The organism is Stenotrophomonas maltophilia group sp. vghtpe118 (genome assembly GCF_052605195.1).
In genome coordinates, this window is record NZ_CP199672.1 from 41,260 (window position 1) to 56,717 (window position 15,458).

The following is a 15,458-nucleotide window of genomic DNA, read 5'->3' on the forward strand; positions in this document are numbered from 1 at the left end:
TCTTTTGAGTGACGGCCGCAACTGCCCCTTGGGTTGGCGCCCATCAATCTGTAAACTATGGCTTTCCGGGAGTAAGTGCGTGTCCACCCTTTGCGAATGGGCTGGCACGACCATGCGTGGTCGCCAGCAATGCGGGTCGCAGGTGACGGTCGATTTGACCGGCACGGCCGCCCCGACCTCGCAGGGTGGTCCCCGTCCGGCGCCTGCCGCCGCACGGCCCAGCACCTCCCTCGCTGCCCCAGCGAACCGGAAAACCCCCTTCAAGCTCCATGCCCGCCCTCCGGGTGCGCGTGGTGCTGCCGTTTTCCATTTCCAGACAGGATGCTTGCAGCCATGACTCCCTTGATTTTCGTAACCGGCGGCGTGGTGTCCTCGCTCGGCAAAGGCATTGCCGCTGCGTCACTGGCCGCCATTCTCGAAGCCCGTGGCCTGAAGGTCACGATGATGAAGCTCGACCCGTACATCAACGTCGACCCGGGCACCATGAGCCCGTTCCAGCACGGTGAGGTCTACGTCACCGACGACGGCGCCGAGACCGACCTCGACCTGGGCCACTACGAGCGCTTCGTGCGCACCCGCCTGAGCCGCAAGAACTCGGTCACCACCGGCCGCATCTACGAGAACGTGATCCGCAAGGAGCGCCGTGGCGACTACCTGGGCGCGACCGTGCAGGTCATCCCGCACATCACCGACGAGATCCGCCGCTGCATCGATGAAGCCACGGAAGGTTACGACGTGGCGCTGGTCGAGATCGGCGGCACCGTTGGCGACATCGAGTCGCTGCCGTTCCTGGAGGCGATCCGCCAGGTGCGCACCGAACGTGGCCCGGAGAAGGCGCTGTTCATGCACCTCACTCTTGTGCCGTACATCGGCGCCGCCGGTGAGCTGAAGACCAAGCCGACCCAGCACTCGGTGAAGGAGCTGCGTTCGATCGGCATCCAGCCGGATGTGCTGCTGTGCCGCTCCGAGCAGGCTGTGCCGGATTCGGAGCGCCGCAAGATCGCCCAGTTCACCAACGTTTCCGAGCGTGCGGTGATCAGCGTGCCGGACGTGGACGTGCTGTACCGCATCCCGTCCGGCCTGCATGCACAGGGCCTGGACGAAATCGTGGTGAACCAGCTGAAGCTGGCCGACAAGGCCGGTCCGGTCGATCTGTCGATGTGGGAAGACGCGGTCGATGCGACCCTGCACCCGCTGGACGAAGTGACCATCGCCGTGGTCGGCAAGTACGTCGATCACCAGGATGCCTACAAGTCGGTCGGCGAAGCCCTCAAGCACGGTGGCCTGCGCCAGCGCACCAAGGTCAACCTGAAGTGGCTGGAAGCACAGGACCTGGAAGGCACCGACATGGCCGCACTGGCCGATGTCGACGGCATCCTGGTGCCGGGTGGTTTCGGTGACCGTGGTTTCGAAGGCAAGGTGCTGACCTCGAAGTTCGCCCGCGAGCAGCAGGTGCCGTACTTCGGCATCTGCTACGGCATGCAGGCGGCGGTGGTCGATTACGCGCGCAACGTGGTCGGGCTGGAAGGTGCCAACAGCACCGAGAACGATCGCCAGTCGCCGAACCCGGTGATCGGCCTGATCACCGAATGGCGCACCGCCAGCGGCGATGTCGAGAAGCGTGACGACAAGAGCGACCTCGGCGGCACGATGCGCCTGGGCCTGCAGGAGCAGCGCCTGAAGCCGGGCACGCTGGCCCGCGAGCTGTACGGCAAGGACGTGGTCGCCGAGCGCCACCGCCACCGCTACGAGTTCAACAACCGCTACCGCACCCAGCTGGAAGATGCGGGCCTGGTGATCGCCGGCAAGTCGATGGACGACACCCTGGTGGAAGTGGTCGAGCTGCCACGCGACGCCCACCCGTGGTTCCTGGCCTGCCAGGCGCACCCGGAATTCCTGTCCACGCCGCGTGACGGCCATCCGCTGTTCATCGGTTTCATCCGTGCCGCGCGCGAGCGCAAGGCCGGCGGCAAGCTGCTTTCCGAAGCGCGCGCCTGACTTGTGAATGGGGGCTTCGGCCCCCATCCTGCATGCTTCAACCCCCAGCGCACCGGCCCGGCCGGTGCTGCGGACAACAAGGAAACGCCATGAAACTGTGTGGATTCGAGGTCGGGCTGGACCAGCCCCTGTTCCTGATCGCCGGCCCCTGCGTGATCGAGTCGATGCAGCTGCAGCTCGATACCGCCGGCAAGCTGAAGGAGATTACCGACAAGCTCGGCGTCAACTTCATCTTCAAGTCCAGCTTCGACAAGGCCAACCGCACTTCGGGTACCGCCTTCCGCGGCCCGGGCATGGAAGAGGGCCTGAAGGTCCTGGCCGAGGTCAGGAAGCAGATCGGCGTGCCGGTGCTGACCGACGTCCACGAGTACACTCCGATGGATGAAGTGGCCTCGGTGGTGGATGTGCTGCAGACCCCGGCCTTCCTGGTCCGCCAGACCGACTTCATCCGCAAAGTGTGCTCGGCCGGCAAGCCGGTCAACATCAAGAAGGGCCAGTTCCTGGCGCCGTGGGACATGAAGCCGGTCGTGGAGAAGGCCAAGGCCACCGGCAACGAGCAGATCATGGTCTGCGAGCGCGGTGCCAGCTTCGGCTACAACAACCTGGTCAGCGACATGCGTTCGCTGGCGGTGATGCGCGAGACCGGTTGCCCGGTGGTGTTCGACGCCACCCATTCGGTGCAGCTGCCGGGCGGGCAGGGCACCAGTTCCGGTGGCCAGCGTGAGCACGTGCCGGTGCTGGCCCGTGCCGCCGTGGCGGTGGGCATCTCAGGCCTGTTCGCCGAGACTCATCCGGACCCGTCCAAGGCGCTGTCCGATGGTCCCAACGCGTGGCCGCTGGACCAGATGGAGGCCCTGCTCGAGACCCTGATGGAACTCGACGCGGTGACCAAGAAGCACGGTTTCTCGCGCTTCGCGTGAGTCGTGACCCGTGGATGGCGCTGGAAACCCAGCGTCACCGCCGGCACTGGAGACAGTGGCCGTGGGGTCTGCTCGCGCTGGGGCTGTCCGTGGTGTTCACCGTGGGCATGTTTTGCCTGGTGCTGATCGGTGCTGCATCGGTGCGGCCACCGGGTGATGGCAGCAGCGCGCCCGATCTTCGGGCGTACTTCATTGCGCTGCTGGTGGCAGAGCTGGTCGGCGCCGTGGGGTGCGTCGCTGCCGCCGTACTGGCCTGGCGCCTGAACCGTGGCAAGGTGGCCGCCGGGTTGGCGATCGTCCTGCTGTCGCTGTGGCTTGGTGCCCTGTTCTACGGGCTGTTCTGATGAATGCGACCCTGGCAACCCGTGATCGGCCCTGGGGCCTGATCGCGCTGGCGCTGGCTGTTCTTGCCTGGGCCGGCCTGATGGCAGCTGTATTCGCCTTCGCCGCCAGTTTCGGTTCGCCCGGGGATGGCAGCCATGGCATGCAGGCCATGCAGTACTGGATCCTGGCTGCACTGACCATGCTCGTGCTGTCCTTTGTTGGCAGCCTGGTGGCGATGGTGATGGCCTGGCGTTGCCGCCGCGGCGGCGTATTGGCCGCCATTGCCGGTGGCCTGCTGGTGGTACTGGTGTCGTTGATCCTGATGGTGATCGGGGCCACTCTGGCCTGACGGCGCCTGCGCCATTTGGCAAGTGGCAGGCAGCCGGGGATAATCACGCGGCATTCGTTTTGTCGCCCCCTCTCCAGACAGGTAACCGGCCCGATCATGAGTACGATCCGCAGCATCCACGCCCGTGAAATCCTCGACAGCCGTGGCAATCCCACGCTGGAAGCCGAAGTCATCCTGGAGGACGGTTCGTTCGGTCGCGCCGCGGTTCCCTCCGGCGCCTCGACCGGTACCAAGGAAGCGGTCGAGCTGCGTGACGGCGACAAGACCCGTTACCTGGGCAAGGGCGTGCGCAAGGCCGTGGACAACGTCAACACCACGATTGCCGCCGCGCTGAAGGGCTTCGAAGCCACCGACCAGGCCGGCCTCGACCGTCGCCTGATCGATCTGGACGGCACCGAGAACAAGGGGCGGCTGGGTGCCAACGCGCTGCTGGGTGTTTCGATGGCCGCCGCGCACGCCGCCGCCGCATCCAGCAAGCAGGCGCTGTGGCAGTACCTGGCCGCCCGGACAGGCGTGACCCCGTCGCTGCCGGTGCCGATGATGAACATCATCAACGGCGGCGCGCATGCCGACAACAACGTCGACTTCCAGGAGTTCATGGTGCTGCCGGTGGGCTTCACCTCGTTCTCCGAAGCATTGCGCGCTGGTACCGAAATCTTCCATTCGCTGAAGTCGGTGCTGAAGGGCCACGGCCTGAGCACGGCGGTGGGCGACGAAGGCGGCTTCGCGCCGGACTTCCGCAGCAACGTCGAAGCGCTGGACACCATCCTCGAAGCGATCGGCAAGGCTGGCTACACCGCCGGTGAAGACGTGCTGCTGGGCCTGGACGTGGCCTCCAGTGAGTTCTTCGAGAACGGCAAGTACAACCTGGTCGGCGAGAACAAGCGCCTGACCTCCGAGCAGTTCGTCGACTTCCTCGCCGACTGGGCCGCGCAGTACCCGATCATCACGATCGAAGACGGCCTGGCCGAGAACGACTGGGCCGGCTGGAAGCTGCTGACCGACCGCATCGGCAAGAAGGTGCAGCTGGTCGGTGACGACCTGTTCGTGACCAACCCGAAGATCTTCCAGGAAGGCATCGACTCGGGCACCGCCAACGCGATCCTGATCAAGGTCAACCAGATCGGCACGCTCAGCGAAACCCTGGAAGCGATCGCCATGGCCGACCGCGCCGGCTATGCCGCCGTGGTCTCCCACCGCTCGGGCGAAACCGAAGACACCACCATCGCCGATATCGCGGTGGCCACCACCGCCACCCAGATCAAGACCGGCTCGCTGTGCCGCAGCGATCGCGTGGCCAAGTACAACCAGCTGCTGCGCATCGAGGAAGCCCTCGGCGCCGGCGCGCGTTACGCCGGTCGTGACGCGTTCGTTTCGCTGAAGCGCTGAGCCGATGCGCGACTGGCGCTGGATGCTGCTGGTGCTGGCCCTGTTGCTGGGCTGGCTGCAGTACCGCTTCTGGTTCGGTCCGGGCAATTCGGGTGAAGTGATGATGCTCGAAGCCCAGGTCGCCAACCAGGAGCGGGACAATGAGGGCCTGCAGCAGCGCAACGACGCGCTGGCCGCTGAAGTGAAGGACCTCAAGGAAGGCCAGTCCGCCATCGAGGAACGCGCGCGCAGCGAGCTGGGCATGATCAAACCCGGCGAGAAGTTCTACCGCGTGGTCGAGGATGCGCCGGTCCGTCCGGCGCAGCCCGCTGCAGGCGTCACTGTCCAGGCCGGCGATCACCCGGCGGACGTGCCATGAGCGCGGCGATCTGGGTGGTGGTTCCGGCTGCCGGCCGTGGCGCCCGCTTTGGTGCGCCGCTGCCCAAGCAGTACCTGCAGGCGGGCGGGCAGATCCTGCTCGCCCATACCCTGGACGCGCTGCTGGCGCATCCGGCCGTGGCCGGCGCAATGGTGGTGATCGGCCAGGACGATGGCGACTGGCCGGGCTGGAGCGAATGGGCCGGCAAACCGGTACTGACCTGCATCGGTGGCGCGACCCGTGCCGCCTCGGTGCTGGCCGGGCTGCAGGCACTGCCGGACTCGGTGCGCGCCGACGAATTCGTGCTGGTCCACGACGCCGCGCGACCCAACCTGTCGCTGGCTGATCTTGGCCGCCTGCTTGAAGTCGGGCGTGCCGATCCGGTCGGGGCGATCCTGGCCGCACCGGTGCGCGACACCCTCAAGCGTGCGGGCGACGACGGTGGCATCGATGGCACCGAACCGCGCGAGCGGCTGTGGCGTGCGCTGACACCACAGCTGTTCCGCCGCCACCAGCTCAGCCGCGCGCTGTCTGACGCCGCCGCTGCCGGTGTCGAAGTCACCGACGAGGCCATGGCCATGGAGCGCCAGGGCCAGCGCCCGCTGCTGGTGGAAGGCAGCGAGGACAACTTCAAGGTCACCACCCCGGCCGATCTGGACCGGTTCGAATTCGTACTTTCCCGCCGCGCCGGCTGACTGCCTGCGCGGCCCTGCTGCAAGGGCTGCATCCATGAGCACCGCACCGTTCCCGCCCGTCCGTATCGGCCAGGGCTACGACGTCCATGCCTTCGGTGAAGGCGATCACATCATGCTCGGCGGGGTGAACGTGCCGCACTGCTGCGGCGTGCTGGCGCACAGCGACGGTGACGTGATCCTGCACGCCTTGTGCGATGCGATGCTCGGTGCGTTGGCACTGGGCGACATCGGCCAGCATTTCCCGCCGAGCGATGATCGCTGGAAGGGCGCCGACAGCAGCGATTTCGTGCGCCATTGCGACAGCCTGCTGCGCGAGCGTGGCTGGCGTGTTGGCAACACCGACATCACCGTGATCTGCGAGCGGCCGAAGGTTGGCCCGCATGCGCTGGCCATGCGTGAGCGCATTGGTGGGTTGCTGCAGCTGCCGCTGGACGCGGTCAGCGTCAAGGCCACCACCTCGGAGAAGCTGGGCTTCACCGGCCGCAGTGAAGGCATCGCCGCGCAGGCGGTCGTGTTGCTGGTGGCGGCATGATCCCGCTGCCGTTGGCGTTTGGTGCGCCGCTGTTGACGGCGCGCATCCGCACCACGCCGGACGATTTCCAGGTGGATGAACTGCCGGCGTTCGAGGCCACCGGTGAAGGCGAGCACCTGCTGCTGCACATCCGCAAGCGCGGCGCCAACACCGTGCATGTGGCCAAGCTGCTGGCCAAGTGGGCGGGCCTGCCGGAAATGGCGGTGAGCTACGCAGGCATGAAGGATCGCCATGCGGTCACCACCCAGCGTTTCAGCGTGCACCTGCCCAAGCGCATCGCGCCGGACCTGGCCGAGCTGGCCAGTGACGAGATCGAAGTGCTCGAAGCGACCTGGCACAACCGCAAGCTGCAGCGTGGTGCACTGGCCGGCAACCGCTTCAGGCTGGTGCTGCGCGAGGTGCAGGGCGATGCTGCGGCGATCAGCGAGCGCCTGCAGCAGATCGCCGGGCGCGGCTTGCCGAACTGGTTTGGCGAGCAGCGCTTCGGCCGCGACGGCGGCAACGTGCCGGCGGCATTGGCGATGTTCGGTGGCCGCCGCATGCGCAAGGACCAGCGTTCGCTGCTGCTGTCAGCCGCGCGCTCGGCGCTGTTCAATCGTGTGCTCGCCGCGCGCGTGGAGCAGGGCAACTGGGATCAACCGCTGGACGGTGAAGTGTGGATGCTCGATGGCAGCCGCAGCGTGTTCGGCCCCGAACCCTACACCGACGTGCTGGCCGAGCGCCTGGCGCGTTTCGACATCCATCCCAGCGCGCCGCTGTGGGGCGAAGGCGAGCTGCGCAGCGCCGACGCTGCACGTGAGCTGGAGCTGGCCGCGCTGGACGACGAGGAATCGAAGGCGCTGCGCGCTGGCCTGGAAGACGCACGGCTGAAGCAGGAGCGCCGCGCGCTGCGCCTGCGCCCGGCATTGCTGCAGCATCAGTGGCTGGCCAGTGATGTACTGGAACTCTCGTTCGCGTTGCCGCCGGGCTGCTACGCCACCGCCGTGCTGCACGAACTCGGCCCCGTCGAAGACGCCGCGCAGGCCTGACAGAAAAAGGGGACGGAGGGAATCAAGTCGTTTGTGGCACAAACGACTTGATTCCCTCCGTCCGTGTTTCTCAACGCCGTGCCAGCAGCACCAGCACCGCGCCGGTGCCGCCTTGCCCGGCCGGCGCCGAATGAAACGCCAGCACGTCGTTGCGCAGCCGCAGCAGACGATCGACCAGGTTCTTCAGCACCGGTGCACCGCCATCGGATTGCAGGCCCTTGCCGTGGATGATGCGCACGCAGCCATACTCGTGTGCATGCGCTTCCAGCAGGAACTGGCGCAGCAGGGTTTCCGCCTGCGCGGCGGTGGCGCCGTGCAGGTCCAGCTCATCCTGCACCGAATACTGGCCGCGCTTGAGACGCTGGAACAGGCGCGGTGGCAGGTTGTCGCGGCGGTAGCTGGCCACGTCGCCCGCTTCCAGCGGCGTACTGTCGCGCAGCAGCCGGGCGAACTCGCCCGCGGCTTCGGCGTCGTCGCGTTCGGCCATGCGTGCGCGCGGCTTCGGCCGGGGCGCAGCAGGCGCCGGTTCGGCATCCTTGCGCAGCGGCGTCACTTCACCGATGGCCGCACGGAACAGCGCGGCCGGATCTTCGTCTTCAGGGTGCGACATGCGCACAGGGTAAACCGCCGGCGCGGGTCTGCCTATGACGGCTCGATGTCGGTCGTGACCGCCGGCAGGGTAGGACCGGCGGCTCGCATGCGGCACAATAGACGATGCCCTTGCAGGGTCGACGGCTTCCGCAGGGGAGTACGACGGTCCCGCCCACACTGCACGGTGACGGAATCGAATTCTTGGAAAATCAAGCGGTTAAATCGAAGATGCGAATCCTGGTCAGTAATGACGATGGTGTCGACGCCGCAGGCATCCGGATGCTTGCTTCGGTCCTGCGCGAGGCCGGACACGAAGTCACGGTGGTCGCGCCTGACCGCGATCGCTCCGGTGCCAGCAACTCGCTGACCCTGGACCTGCCGATCCGGCTCAAGCGCATCGACCATTACACCGTCTCGGTGGCGGGCACGCCGACCGACTGCGTGCATCTGGCGCTGACCGGCCTGCTTGAATTCGAGCCGGACATCGTCGTGTCAGGCATCAACAACGCCGCCAACCTCGGCGACGACGTGATCTATTCCGGCACCGTCTCGGCGGCGATGGAAGGCCGCTTCCTCGGCCTGCCGGCGGTGGCGGTCTCGCTGGTCACCCGCAACCACGATCCGAAGCACTTCGACACCGCCGCGCGTGCCGCAGTGGAGATCGTCGCCCGGCTCAAGGCCGATCCGCTACCGGCCGACACCATCCTCAACGTCAACGTGCCGGATCTGCCGTGGAGCGAGGTCAAGGGCTTCGAGGTCACCCGCCTCGGCAACCGCCATCGTGCCGAAGGCTGCATCGCGCAGAAGGATCCGCGCGGCAACGAGGTGTACTGGATCGGCCCGGCCGGGCGCGAGCAGGACTCCGGCCCGGGCACCGACTTCCACGCGGTGCGTACCGGCCACATCTCGATCACCCCGATCCAGGTGGACCTGACCCGCTACCAGGCGCTGGAGAAAGTGGCCAGCTGGGTGGGTGGCCTCAGCGCCGCGCTGGACCGGCCGGCATGAGTCCACGCCTGCGACTGCAGCCGGAAGCTGTCGGCATCGGCATGACCTCGCAGCGCGTGCGTGACCGTCTGGTCGATCGCCTGCGCGAAGCTGGCATCGTCGACGAGTCCACCTTGAACGCAATCCGGGTAGTGCCGCGCCACCTGTTCATCGATGAAGCACTGGCCTCGCGTGCCTATGAGGACACCGCGCTGCCGATCGGCCATGGCCAGACCATCTCGCAGCCCTGGGTGGTCGCCCGGATGACCGAGGCAGTGCTCCAGGTCGCGCCGAAGCGCGTGCTGGAAGTCGGCACCGGCTCGGGCTACCAGGCCGCCATCCTGGGCGCGCTGGGCCTGGAGGTCTACACCGTGGAGCGAATCGGTGACCTGTTGCGGCAGGCACGCAAGCGCTTCCGCGCACTGGGCATGAACATCCGCACCAAGCATGATGACGGTCGCGCCGGATGGGCCGAGCACGGTCCGTTCGATGCCATCGTGGTCACCGCCGCGGCGCCTGCACTGGTCGATGAACTGGTCGGGCAGCTGGCTGAAGGGGGGCGCCTGGTGGCGCCGGTGGGTGGCCCGGGCGGACAGTCGCTGGTGCAGCTGGACCGCAAGCCCGATGGCAGCATCGAACAACGCGTGCTGGCGCCGGTCACGTTCGTGCCGCTGCTGTCTGGCATGCTCGACTAATCCACGGAGCAGGGTTGCATGAAGATTTTCGGGCCGCTGTACGAGCGGGCGATGAAGTGGGCGGCGCACGAACGCGCGCCGACCTATCTGACGGTATTGAGTTTCTTTGAAGCGATCATCTTCCCGGTGATGCCGGAAGTGATGCTGGCACCGATGTGCGTGGCCCAGCCCAAGCGTGGCTGGTGGTTCGCCACCCTCAGCCTGGCGGGCTCGATGGTCGGCGCGCTGGTGGGTTACGCGCTGGGTCATTACGCTTTCGAGGCGATCAAGCCAGTGTTCGAGGCGCTGGGCATGCTTCCAGCGATCGAGCAGGGCATCACCACCGTGCAGGCGAAGATGGCCGAATCACCGTGGGCGGTGTTCACCTTCCTGGTGCTGGGCGGCTTCATGCCGATCCCGATGAAGGTCTTCACGTGGGCATCGGGTATCGTCGGCGTACCGATGCCGCAGTACCTGTTGAGCATGTTGATCGGTCGTGGCAAGCGCGTGTTCGTGCTGGCCGCGGTCATCCGTATCGGTGGTGCGCGTGCCGAAGCGGCGCTGCGTCGCTGGATTGAACCGCTGGGCTGGATCGCCACCGTGCTGGTGGTGGTGCTGATCGCCTGGCTTGTATGGAGGTCGAAGTTCGCATGAATCCTGATCGTCTGAGCAAGGGAGTGCGCATCGGCGCGCTGGCGTTGCTGGTTTCCACACTGGCCGCCTGCGGTACCGCCACCGTGGTCCGCCCGGGCGGCGGCAACGCTGGTGGCGTGACCACGCCGAAGACCTCGGTACCCAAGCCTGGGCAGACCGTGGTGGTGCGCAAGGGCGACACCATCTATGCGCTGGCCCGCATCCATGACATCACCCCGGCCGACCTGATTGCCTGGAATCGTCTGGACAACCCGTCGACCATCTACCCCGGCCAGGTGATCCGCCTGTATCCGCAGGGGGCCACCAGCGGCCGTGCGCCGACCACGGTGGTCACCCCGCCGCGTTCGGCTGGCAGCAGTGGCGGCAGCACCGCGCCGGCCCCGGCGCCGGTCGGGCCGGTCAAGAGCAACATCGCCTGGCGCTGGCCAGCCGATGGCGCGATCGTCGGCCGCTACGTGGCCGGTGACGCGACCAAGCAGGGCGTGGACATCGCCGGCACCAGCGGCCAGCCGGTCAAGGCAACCGCCAACGGTGTGGTGGTGTACTCCGGTGCCGGCCTGGTCGGCTACGGCGAACTGATCATCATCAAGCACAGCGACCAGTGGCTGTCCGCCTATGGTCACAACCGCAAGCGCCTGGTGAATGAAGGGCAGAGCGTGAAGGCTGGCGAGCAGATCGCCGAAATGGGCCGCACCGGTGCGAACCGCGACATGGTCCACTTCGAGATTCGCTACAACGGCAAGCCGGTCGATCCGCAGCAGTACCTGCCGGCACGGTGACGCGGTTGGAACAGGGAATGCCGGGCCATGCCTGGCGTTCCTGACCTGTAGAGTCGAACCATGCTCGACTCGCTGTACGCTGGCCGCCGCGAGTGGCCATCTGCGATCTTCAGTGGCGCATCTCAAGCTTCCCGGCAAGCCAGGGAAGCGGCATGCTTCAACGGAACCAGCCCCCCCCCGATCCGGTGCCGCATGTCTCGACCAACAGCCCTTTTCGTGCTGCTCATCGTCGCGCCTTTGGCGACCGCCGCCAGCGATCCACGTGACGTGGTCACCCGTCTCTACGACGCCATCCAGGCGCCGACGTCGAACGAAACGGCCATTTCTTCGCTGCTGGGCGATGCACTGCGCTCAGCGGTCGATGCGCAGCATGCTTACGAGCGGGCCTGTACCGCGCTGGCCGCGCACGATGAGAAACCGCACATGCTCGACCAGAGTCCGTATCTGCTGGCGCCGGATCGACCGGACACGGTAGCGGTGGGAATGCCCGAATCGAGGGGTGACGCGACCTGGGTCCGCGTCGACATGGCAGTGGGCGACTATCGCTGGACCGACCGGGTCCTGCTGCAGCGGCAGGACCGCGACTGGAAGGTCATGGATATCCGATGGGGGCAGGGCGGCCACCTGATCGGCCGGCTCCAGGAGTTCTCGGCACTCCGCTGCGCGCCTTCAGGCCGCTAGCGGCCGGAGGCGCCGGTGGCTCGAGAACTCAGCCTTCCAGGATGAAAGCAGCCGCAACCTTGCGGCCTTCGCCGGCCAGGATGTTGAAGGTGCGTGCAGCAGCCGGATTGTTCATCACTTCCAGGCCGATGCCGCGGGACAGGCAGGCGGCCATTACCACCGCCGGCGGGAACACCTGGCGGTCACCGGTACCCAGCACGATCAGCGCCGGATTCAGCGCCAGGATCGGCTCGAGGTCCGCCAGCTGCAACGCAGCGGCACTCGCCACCGGCCAATGCGCGACCAGCTGGTCCGGGGTCAGGAAGAAGCTGCCGTCCAGCACCTGGTCATTGACCTTGGCCGAGCGGCCATCGGCGGCGCGCAGGCTGTAGGCGTAGTCGGGCGGTTCGTGGTTCAGCTGCATGACGGTAGGGCGATCAGCCGCGCGGCAGCACGATCTGGCGCTGTTCCCTGCTCGGGCGGTACAGCACGGCGACGTGGCCGATGCGCTGCACCAGCGCGCTTTCGGTGGCTTCGACGATCTCGCCGATCATCACGTCACGGGCCTCGCGGTCTTCGGCAGCGACCTTCACCTTGACCAGCTCGTGGCGCTCCAGCACTTCGTTCAGCTCAGCAATGAAGGCCGGGGTCACACCCTTGCCGCCGGTCTGCAGCAGGGCCTTCAGGTCGTGGGCTTGGCCGCGCAGGAAACGGGTCTGGGAGGCGGTCAGGGCGATGGACATGCAGGAAAAGACGGTTGAATGGGGCGATCAGGGTATCATGAGGACCCCATCAGCCCCTATTTTCAATGGCTACCCGCAGCAAAAGCAGCCAGCGCTGGCTCAAGGAACACTTCTCCGACCCCTTCGTGAAGAAGGCCCAGGCCGAAGGCATGCGCTCGCGTGCCGCCTACAAGCTCGAAGAGCTGCTGGAACGTGACCGGTTGCTGAAGCCGCACATGGTGGTGGTCGACCTCGGCGCGGCCCCGGGCGGCTGGTCTCAACAGGTGCGGAGACAGATCGGCGATACCGGCCGGGTGCTGGCCCTGGATATCCTGGACATGCCGCCGCTGGCCGGCGTGGAGTTCCTTCATGGTGACTTCAGGGAAGAAGCCGTCCTATCGCAGTTTGAAGCCATGCTCGGGGACCAGCCGGTAGACCTTGTGCTGTCGGACATGGCCCCCAATAAGAGTGGTGTGGGCGCGGTCGACCAGCCGCGGATGATGCATCTGGCGGAGCTGGCCCTGGATTTTGCCGACAACCACCTCAAGACCGGTGGGGCGTTCCTGATCAAGCTGTTCCAGGGTGAAGGCTTTGACGACTACGTGCGCGACATGCGCCGCCGGTACGACAAGGTCTCCATCCGCAAGCCGGAAGCCTCGCGCAAGCGCTCTCCCGAGGTGTACGCCTTGGGTCAGGGAAAACGCGCCCACATGAAGTAAGCTCGCAATGTACGCAAGTTCGACCCCCACGCAACGCCAGCACTGAGAGGAACACCGGAGCCAATGAGGATGAACGACTTGACCAAGAACCTCCTGCTATGGGTGGTCGTCGCCGTCGTGCTGATGGTGGTCTTCCAGAGCTTCTCGCCGAAGTCCTCCGGAGCCGGCGCGCAGGGTGCGTCGTACTCGCAGTTCCTGGACCAGGTGGACAGCGGCAACGTGCAGAAGGTCGCCTTCGGCGGCGACATGCGCGGTGGCACCAGCCAGCTGACCTACACCACCCGCGGCGGGCAGACATCCACCATCACCGCACCGTTCGATCGCGACCTGATCAACGTGCTGCGCACCAAGAACGTGGAGATCGTGCAGGAGGAGCCGTCCAGCGGCATCTCCCTGGGCGCGATCCTGATGAATTTCCTGCCGGTCATCCTGATCATCGGCTTCTGGTTGTTCATCATGCGGCAGATGCAGGGCGGGGGCGGCGGTGCCAAGGGCGCGATGTCCTTCGGCAAGTCGCGCGCCAAGCTGCAGGGCGAAGACCAGATCAAGGTCACCTTCGCCGACGTCGCCGGCTGCGATGAGGCCAAGGAAGAAGTGGGCGAGCTGGTCGACTTCCTGCGCGACCCGTCCAAGTTCACCAAGCTCGGTGGCAAGATTCCGCGCGGCGTGCTGATGGTCGGGCCGCCGGGTACCGGCAAGACGCTGCTGGCCAAGGCCATTGCCGGCGAAGCCAAGGTGCCGTTCTTCTCGATCTCCGGTTCGGACTTCGTGGAAATGTTCGTCGGCGTCGGCGCCAGCCGCGTGCGTGACATGTTCGAGCAGGCCAAGAAGCATGCTCCGTGCATCATCTTCATCGACGAAATCGACGCCGTCGGTCGCCACCGTGGCGCCGGCCTGGGCGGCGGTCATGACGAGCGCGAGCAGACCCTGAACCAGCTGCTAGTCGAAATGGATGGTTTCGAAGGTGGCGAAGGCGTGATCGTGATCGCCGCGACCAACCGCCCGGACGTGCTGGACCCGGCGCTGCTGCGTCCGGGCCGTTTCGACCGCCAGGTCGTGGTTGGCCTGCCGGACGTGAAGGGCCGCGAGCACATCCTGAAGGTCCACATGCGCAAGCTGCCGCTCGCCGACGATGTCGAGCCGATGGTGATCGCGCGGGGTACCCCGGGCTTCTCCGGTGCTGATCTGGCCAACCTGTGCAACGAGGCGGCCCTGTTCGCCGCGCGTGGCAACGAGAAGGAAGTCCGCATGGACCACTTCGACCGTGCCCGCGACAAGATCCTGATGGGTGCCGAGCGCCGCTCGATGGCCATGAGCGAAGAAGAGAAGACCCTGACCGCCTACCACGAAGCCGGCCACGCCATCGTCGGCCGCCTGGTGCCCGAGCACGACCCGGTCTACAAGGTCACGATCATCCCGCGCGGCCGTGCGCTGGGCGTGACCATGTACCTGCCGGAAGGCGACAAGTATTCGATGAACCGCGTGGCGATCAAGTCGCAGCTGTGCTCGCTGTACGGTGGTCGTGTGGCCGAGGAGCTGATCTTCGGTGCCGACAAGGTCACCACGGGCGCTTCCAACGACATCGAACGCGCCACCAAGATGGCCCGCAACATGGTCACCAAGTGGGGCCTGTCCGACCAGCTCGGCCCGATCGCCTATGGCGAAGAGGATGACGAGGTGTTCCTGGGCCGATCGGTCACCCAGCACAAGAGCGTGTCCAACGACACCGCGCGTCGCATCGATGAGGAAGTGCGCAAGATCCTCGACGAAGCCTACGCGCGCACCACCGAGCTGATGACGGCCAACCTGGACAAGCTGCACGCGATGTCCCAGCTGCTGCTGCAGTACGAGACGATCGACGCGCCGCAGATCGACGCCATCATGGAAGGCCGCGATCCGCCGCCGCCGGCCGGCTGGAGCAAGTCGAACAAGGATGGTGGCAACGACAAGGGCGGCGACGCCCGTCCGCTGCCGCCGATCGCGGGCCCGGCCGAATCGCACTGACGGCCCGCTGCGCGTGACACCAGACGAGGCCGGGGCAACCCGGCTTCGTCGTTTCCGGGCTACCGGCCCATTCCG

Annotated in this window: 19 protein-coding genes; 16 read left to right on the plus strand and 3 right to left on the minus strand. The window is 66.5% G+C overall.

Features of this window, described 5'->3' with window-relative positions:
- Window positions 1–333 precede the first annotated feature (333 nt).
- The 9 genes from ACUDTM_RS00245 (at window position 334) to truD (ending at window position 7,593) form a co-directional block, all read left to right on the plus strand.
- Window positions 334–1,998 carry a CTP synthase gene (locus ACUDTM_RS00245; RefSeq protein ID WP_005416023.1) on the plus strand — a complete coding sequence of 555 codons (1,665 nt, stop codon included), beginning with the start codon at window positions 334–336 and terminating at the stop codon, window positions 1,996–1,998.
- Between the two features lie 89 nt (window positions 1,999–2,087).
- Window positions 2,088–2,918, plus strand: a complete 831-nt coding sequence (gene kdsA / locus ACUDTM_RS00250; protein ID WP_049412800.1) for a 3-deoxy-8-phosphooctulonate synthase — start codon at window positions 2,088–2,090, stop codon at window positions 2,916–2,918.
- Window positions 2,915–3,262, plus strand: coding sequence for a hypothetical protein (locus tag ACUDTM_RS00255; RefSeq protein ID WP_072166696.1), 348 nt, complete (start codon window positions 2,915–2,917; stop codon window positions 3,260–3,262). Before kdsA ends, ACUDTM_RS00255 begins: the two co-directional genes overlap by 4 nt.
- Window positions 3,262–3,591, plus strand: coding sequence for a hypothetical protein (locus ACUDTM_RS00260; RefSeq protein ID WP_061480167.1), 330 nt, complete (start codon window positions 3,262–3,264; stop codon window positions 3,589–3,591). Before ACUDTM_RS00255 ends, ACUDTM_RS00260 begins: the two co-directional genes overlap by 1 nt.
- Window positions 3,592–3,687: 96 nt before the next feature.
- On the plus strand, window positions 3,688–4,980 hold the full coding sequence (gene eno, locus ACUDTM_RS00265; RefSeq protein ID WP_053500065.1) for a phosphopyruvate hydratase: 1,293 nt from the start codon (window positions 3,688–3,690) through the stop codon (window positions 4,978–4,980).
- 4 nt (window positions 4,981–4,984) lie between these two features.
- Window positions 4,985–5,338: a cell division protein FtsB gene (gene ftsB / locus ACUDTM_RS00270; RefSeq protein ID WP_005416028.1), complete on the plus strand. Its 354-nt coding sequence runs from the start codon at window positions 4,985–4,987 to the stop codon at window positions 5,336–5,338.
- On the plus strand, window positions 5,335–6,033 hold the full coding sequence (gene ispD / locus ACUDTM_RS00275) for a 2-C-methyl-D-erythritol 4-phosphate cytidylyltransferase (RefSeq protein ID WP_005416029.1): 699 nt from the start codon (window positions 5,335–5,337) through the stop codon (window positions 6,031–6,033). The genes ftsB and ispD overlap by 4 nt, the downstream gene beginning before the upstream one ends.
- Before the next feature lie 34 nt (window positions 6,034–6,067).
- Window positions 6,068–6,565, plus strand: coding sequence for a 2-C-methyl-D-erythritol 2,4-cyclodiphosphate synthase (gene ispF, locus ACUDTM_RS00280; protein WP_353080103.1), 498 nt, complete (start codon window positions 6,068–6,070; stop codon window positions 6,563–6,565).
- On the plus strand, window positions 6,562–7,593 hold the full coding sequence (truD, locus tag ACUDTM_RS00285; RefSeq protein ID WP_072166692.1) for a tRNA pseudouridine(13) synthase TruD: 1,032 nt from the start codon (window positions 6,562–6,564) through the stop codon (window positions 7,591–7,593). The genes ispF and truD overlap by 4 nt, the downstream gene beginning before the upstream one ends.
- Before the next feature lie 70 nt (window positions 7,594–7,663).
- Here the strand turns inward: truD and ACUDTM_RS00290 are convergent, their stop codons facing one another.
- Entirely contained in the window at window positions 7,664–8,203 is a 540-nt protein-coding gene (locus ACUDTM_RS00290; RefSeq protein WP_072166690.1) for a Smr/MutS family protein, read from the minus strand.
- 209 nt (window positions 8,204–8,412) lie between these two features.
- On the opposite strand from ACUDTM_RS00290, the gene surE reads away from it, so the two are divergent.
- From surE to ACUDTM_RS00315, 5 genes are all read left to right on the plus strand, one after another.
- On the plus strand, window positions 8,413–9,192 hold the full coding sequence (gene surE / locus ACUDTM_RS00295; RefSeq protein WP_005416031.1) for a 5'/3'-nucleotidase SurE: 780 nt from the start codon (window positions 8,413–8,415) through the stop codon (window positions 9,190–9,192).
- Window positions 9,189–9,866, plus strand: a complete 678-nt coding sequence (locus ACUDTM_RS00300; RefSeq protein WP_005416032.1) for a protein-L-isoaspartate(D-aspartate) O-methyltransferase — start codon at window positions 9,189–9,191, stop codon at window positions 9,864–9,866. Before surE ends, ACUDTM_RS00300 begins: the two co-directional genes overlap by 4 nt.
- Before the next feature lie 18 nt (window positions 9,867–9,884).
- Window positions 9,885–10,499 (plus strand): YqaA family protein, encoded by a 615-nt coding sequence (locus ACUDTM_RS00305; RefSeq protein WP_005416033.1) that lies wholly within the window; start codon window positions 9,885–9,887, stop codon window positions 10,497–10,499.
- Window positions 10,496–11,278 carry a peptidoglycan DD-metalloendopeptidase family protein gene (locus tag ACUDTM_RS00310; RefSeq protein WP_005416034.1) on the plus strand — a complete coding sequence of 261 codons (783 nt, stop codon included), beginning with the start codon at window positions 10,496–10,498 and terminating at the stop codon, window positions 11,276–11,278. Before ACUDTM_RS00305 ends, ACUDTM_RS00310 begins: the two co-directional genes overlap by 4 nt.
- A gap of 192 nt (window positions 11,279–11,470) precedes the next feature.
- The gene (locus ACUDTM_RS00315) at window positions 11,471–11,959 is read left to right on the plus strand and encodes a hypothetical protein (RefSeq protein WP_072166688.1); all 489 of its coding nucleotides are present in this window, start codon (window positions 11,471–11,473) and stop codon (window positions 11,957–11,959) included.
- 28 nt (window positions 11,960–11,987) lie between these two features.
- On the opposite strand, the gene ACUDTM_RS00320 is transcribed toward ACUDTM_RS00315, so the two are convergent.
- Together ACUDTM_RS00320 and yhbY are read right to left on the minus strand one after the other, a co-directional pair.
- Window positions 11,988–12,362 (minus strand): Mth938-like domain-containing protein, encoded by a 375-nt coding sequence (locus ACUDTM_RS00320; protein ID WP_061480160.1) that lies wholly within the window; start codon window positions 12,360–12,362, stop codon window positions 11,988–11,990.
- 13 nt (window positions 12,363–12,375) lie between these two features.
- Complete coding sequence (yhbY, locus tag ACUDTM_RS00325; protein WP_019658872.1) at window positions 12,376–12,681, minus strand: ribosome assembly RNA-binding protein YhbY; 306 nt, start codon at window positions 12,679–12,681, stop codon at window positions 12,376–12,378.
- A 65-nt stretch (window positions 12,682–12,746) separates the two neighbouring features.
- Between yhbY and rlmE the strand changes: the two genes are divergently transcribed.
- Together rlmE and ftsH are read left to right on the plus strand one after the other, a co-directional pair.
- Window positions 12,747–13,379, plus strand: a complete 633-nt coding sequence (gene rlmE / locus ACUDTM_RS00330) for a 23S rRNA (uridine(2552)-2'-O)-methyltransferase RlmE (RefSeq protein WP_005409014.1) — start codon at window positions 12,747–12,749, stop codon at window positions 13,377–13,379.
- Window positions 13,380–13,448: 69 nt separating this feature from the next.
- Window positions 13,449–15,383, plus strand: a complete 1,935-nt coding sequence (gene ftsH, locus ACUDTM_RS00335) for an ATP-dependent zinc metalloprotease FtsH (protein WP_005416038.1) — start codon at window positions 13,449–13,451, stop codon at window positions 15,381–15,383.
- Window positions 15,384–15,458: the final 75 nt, after the last annotated feature.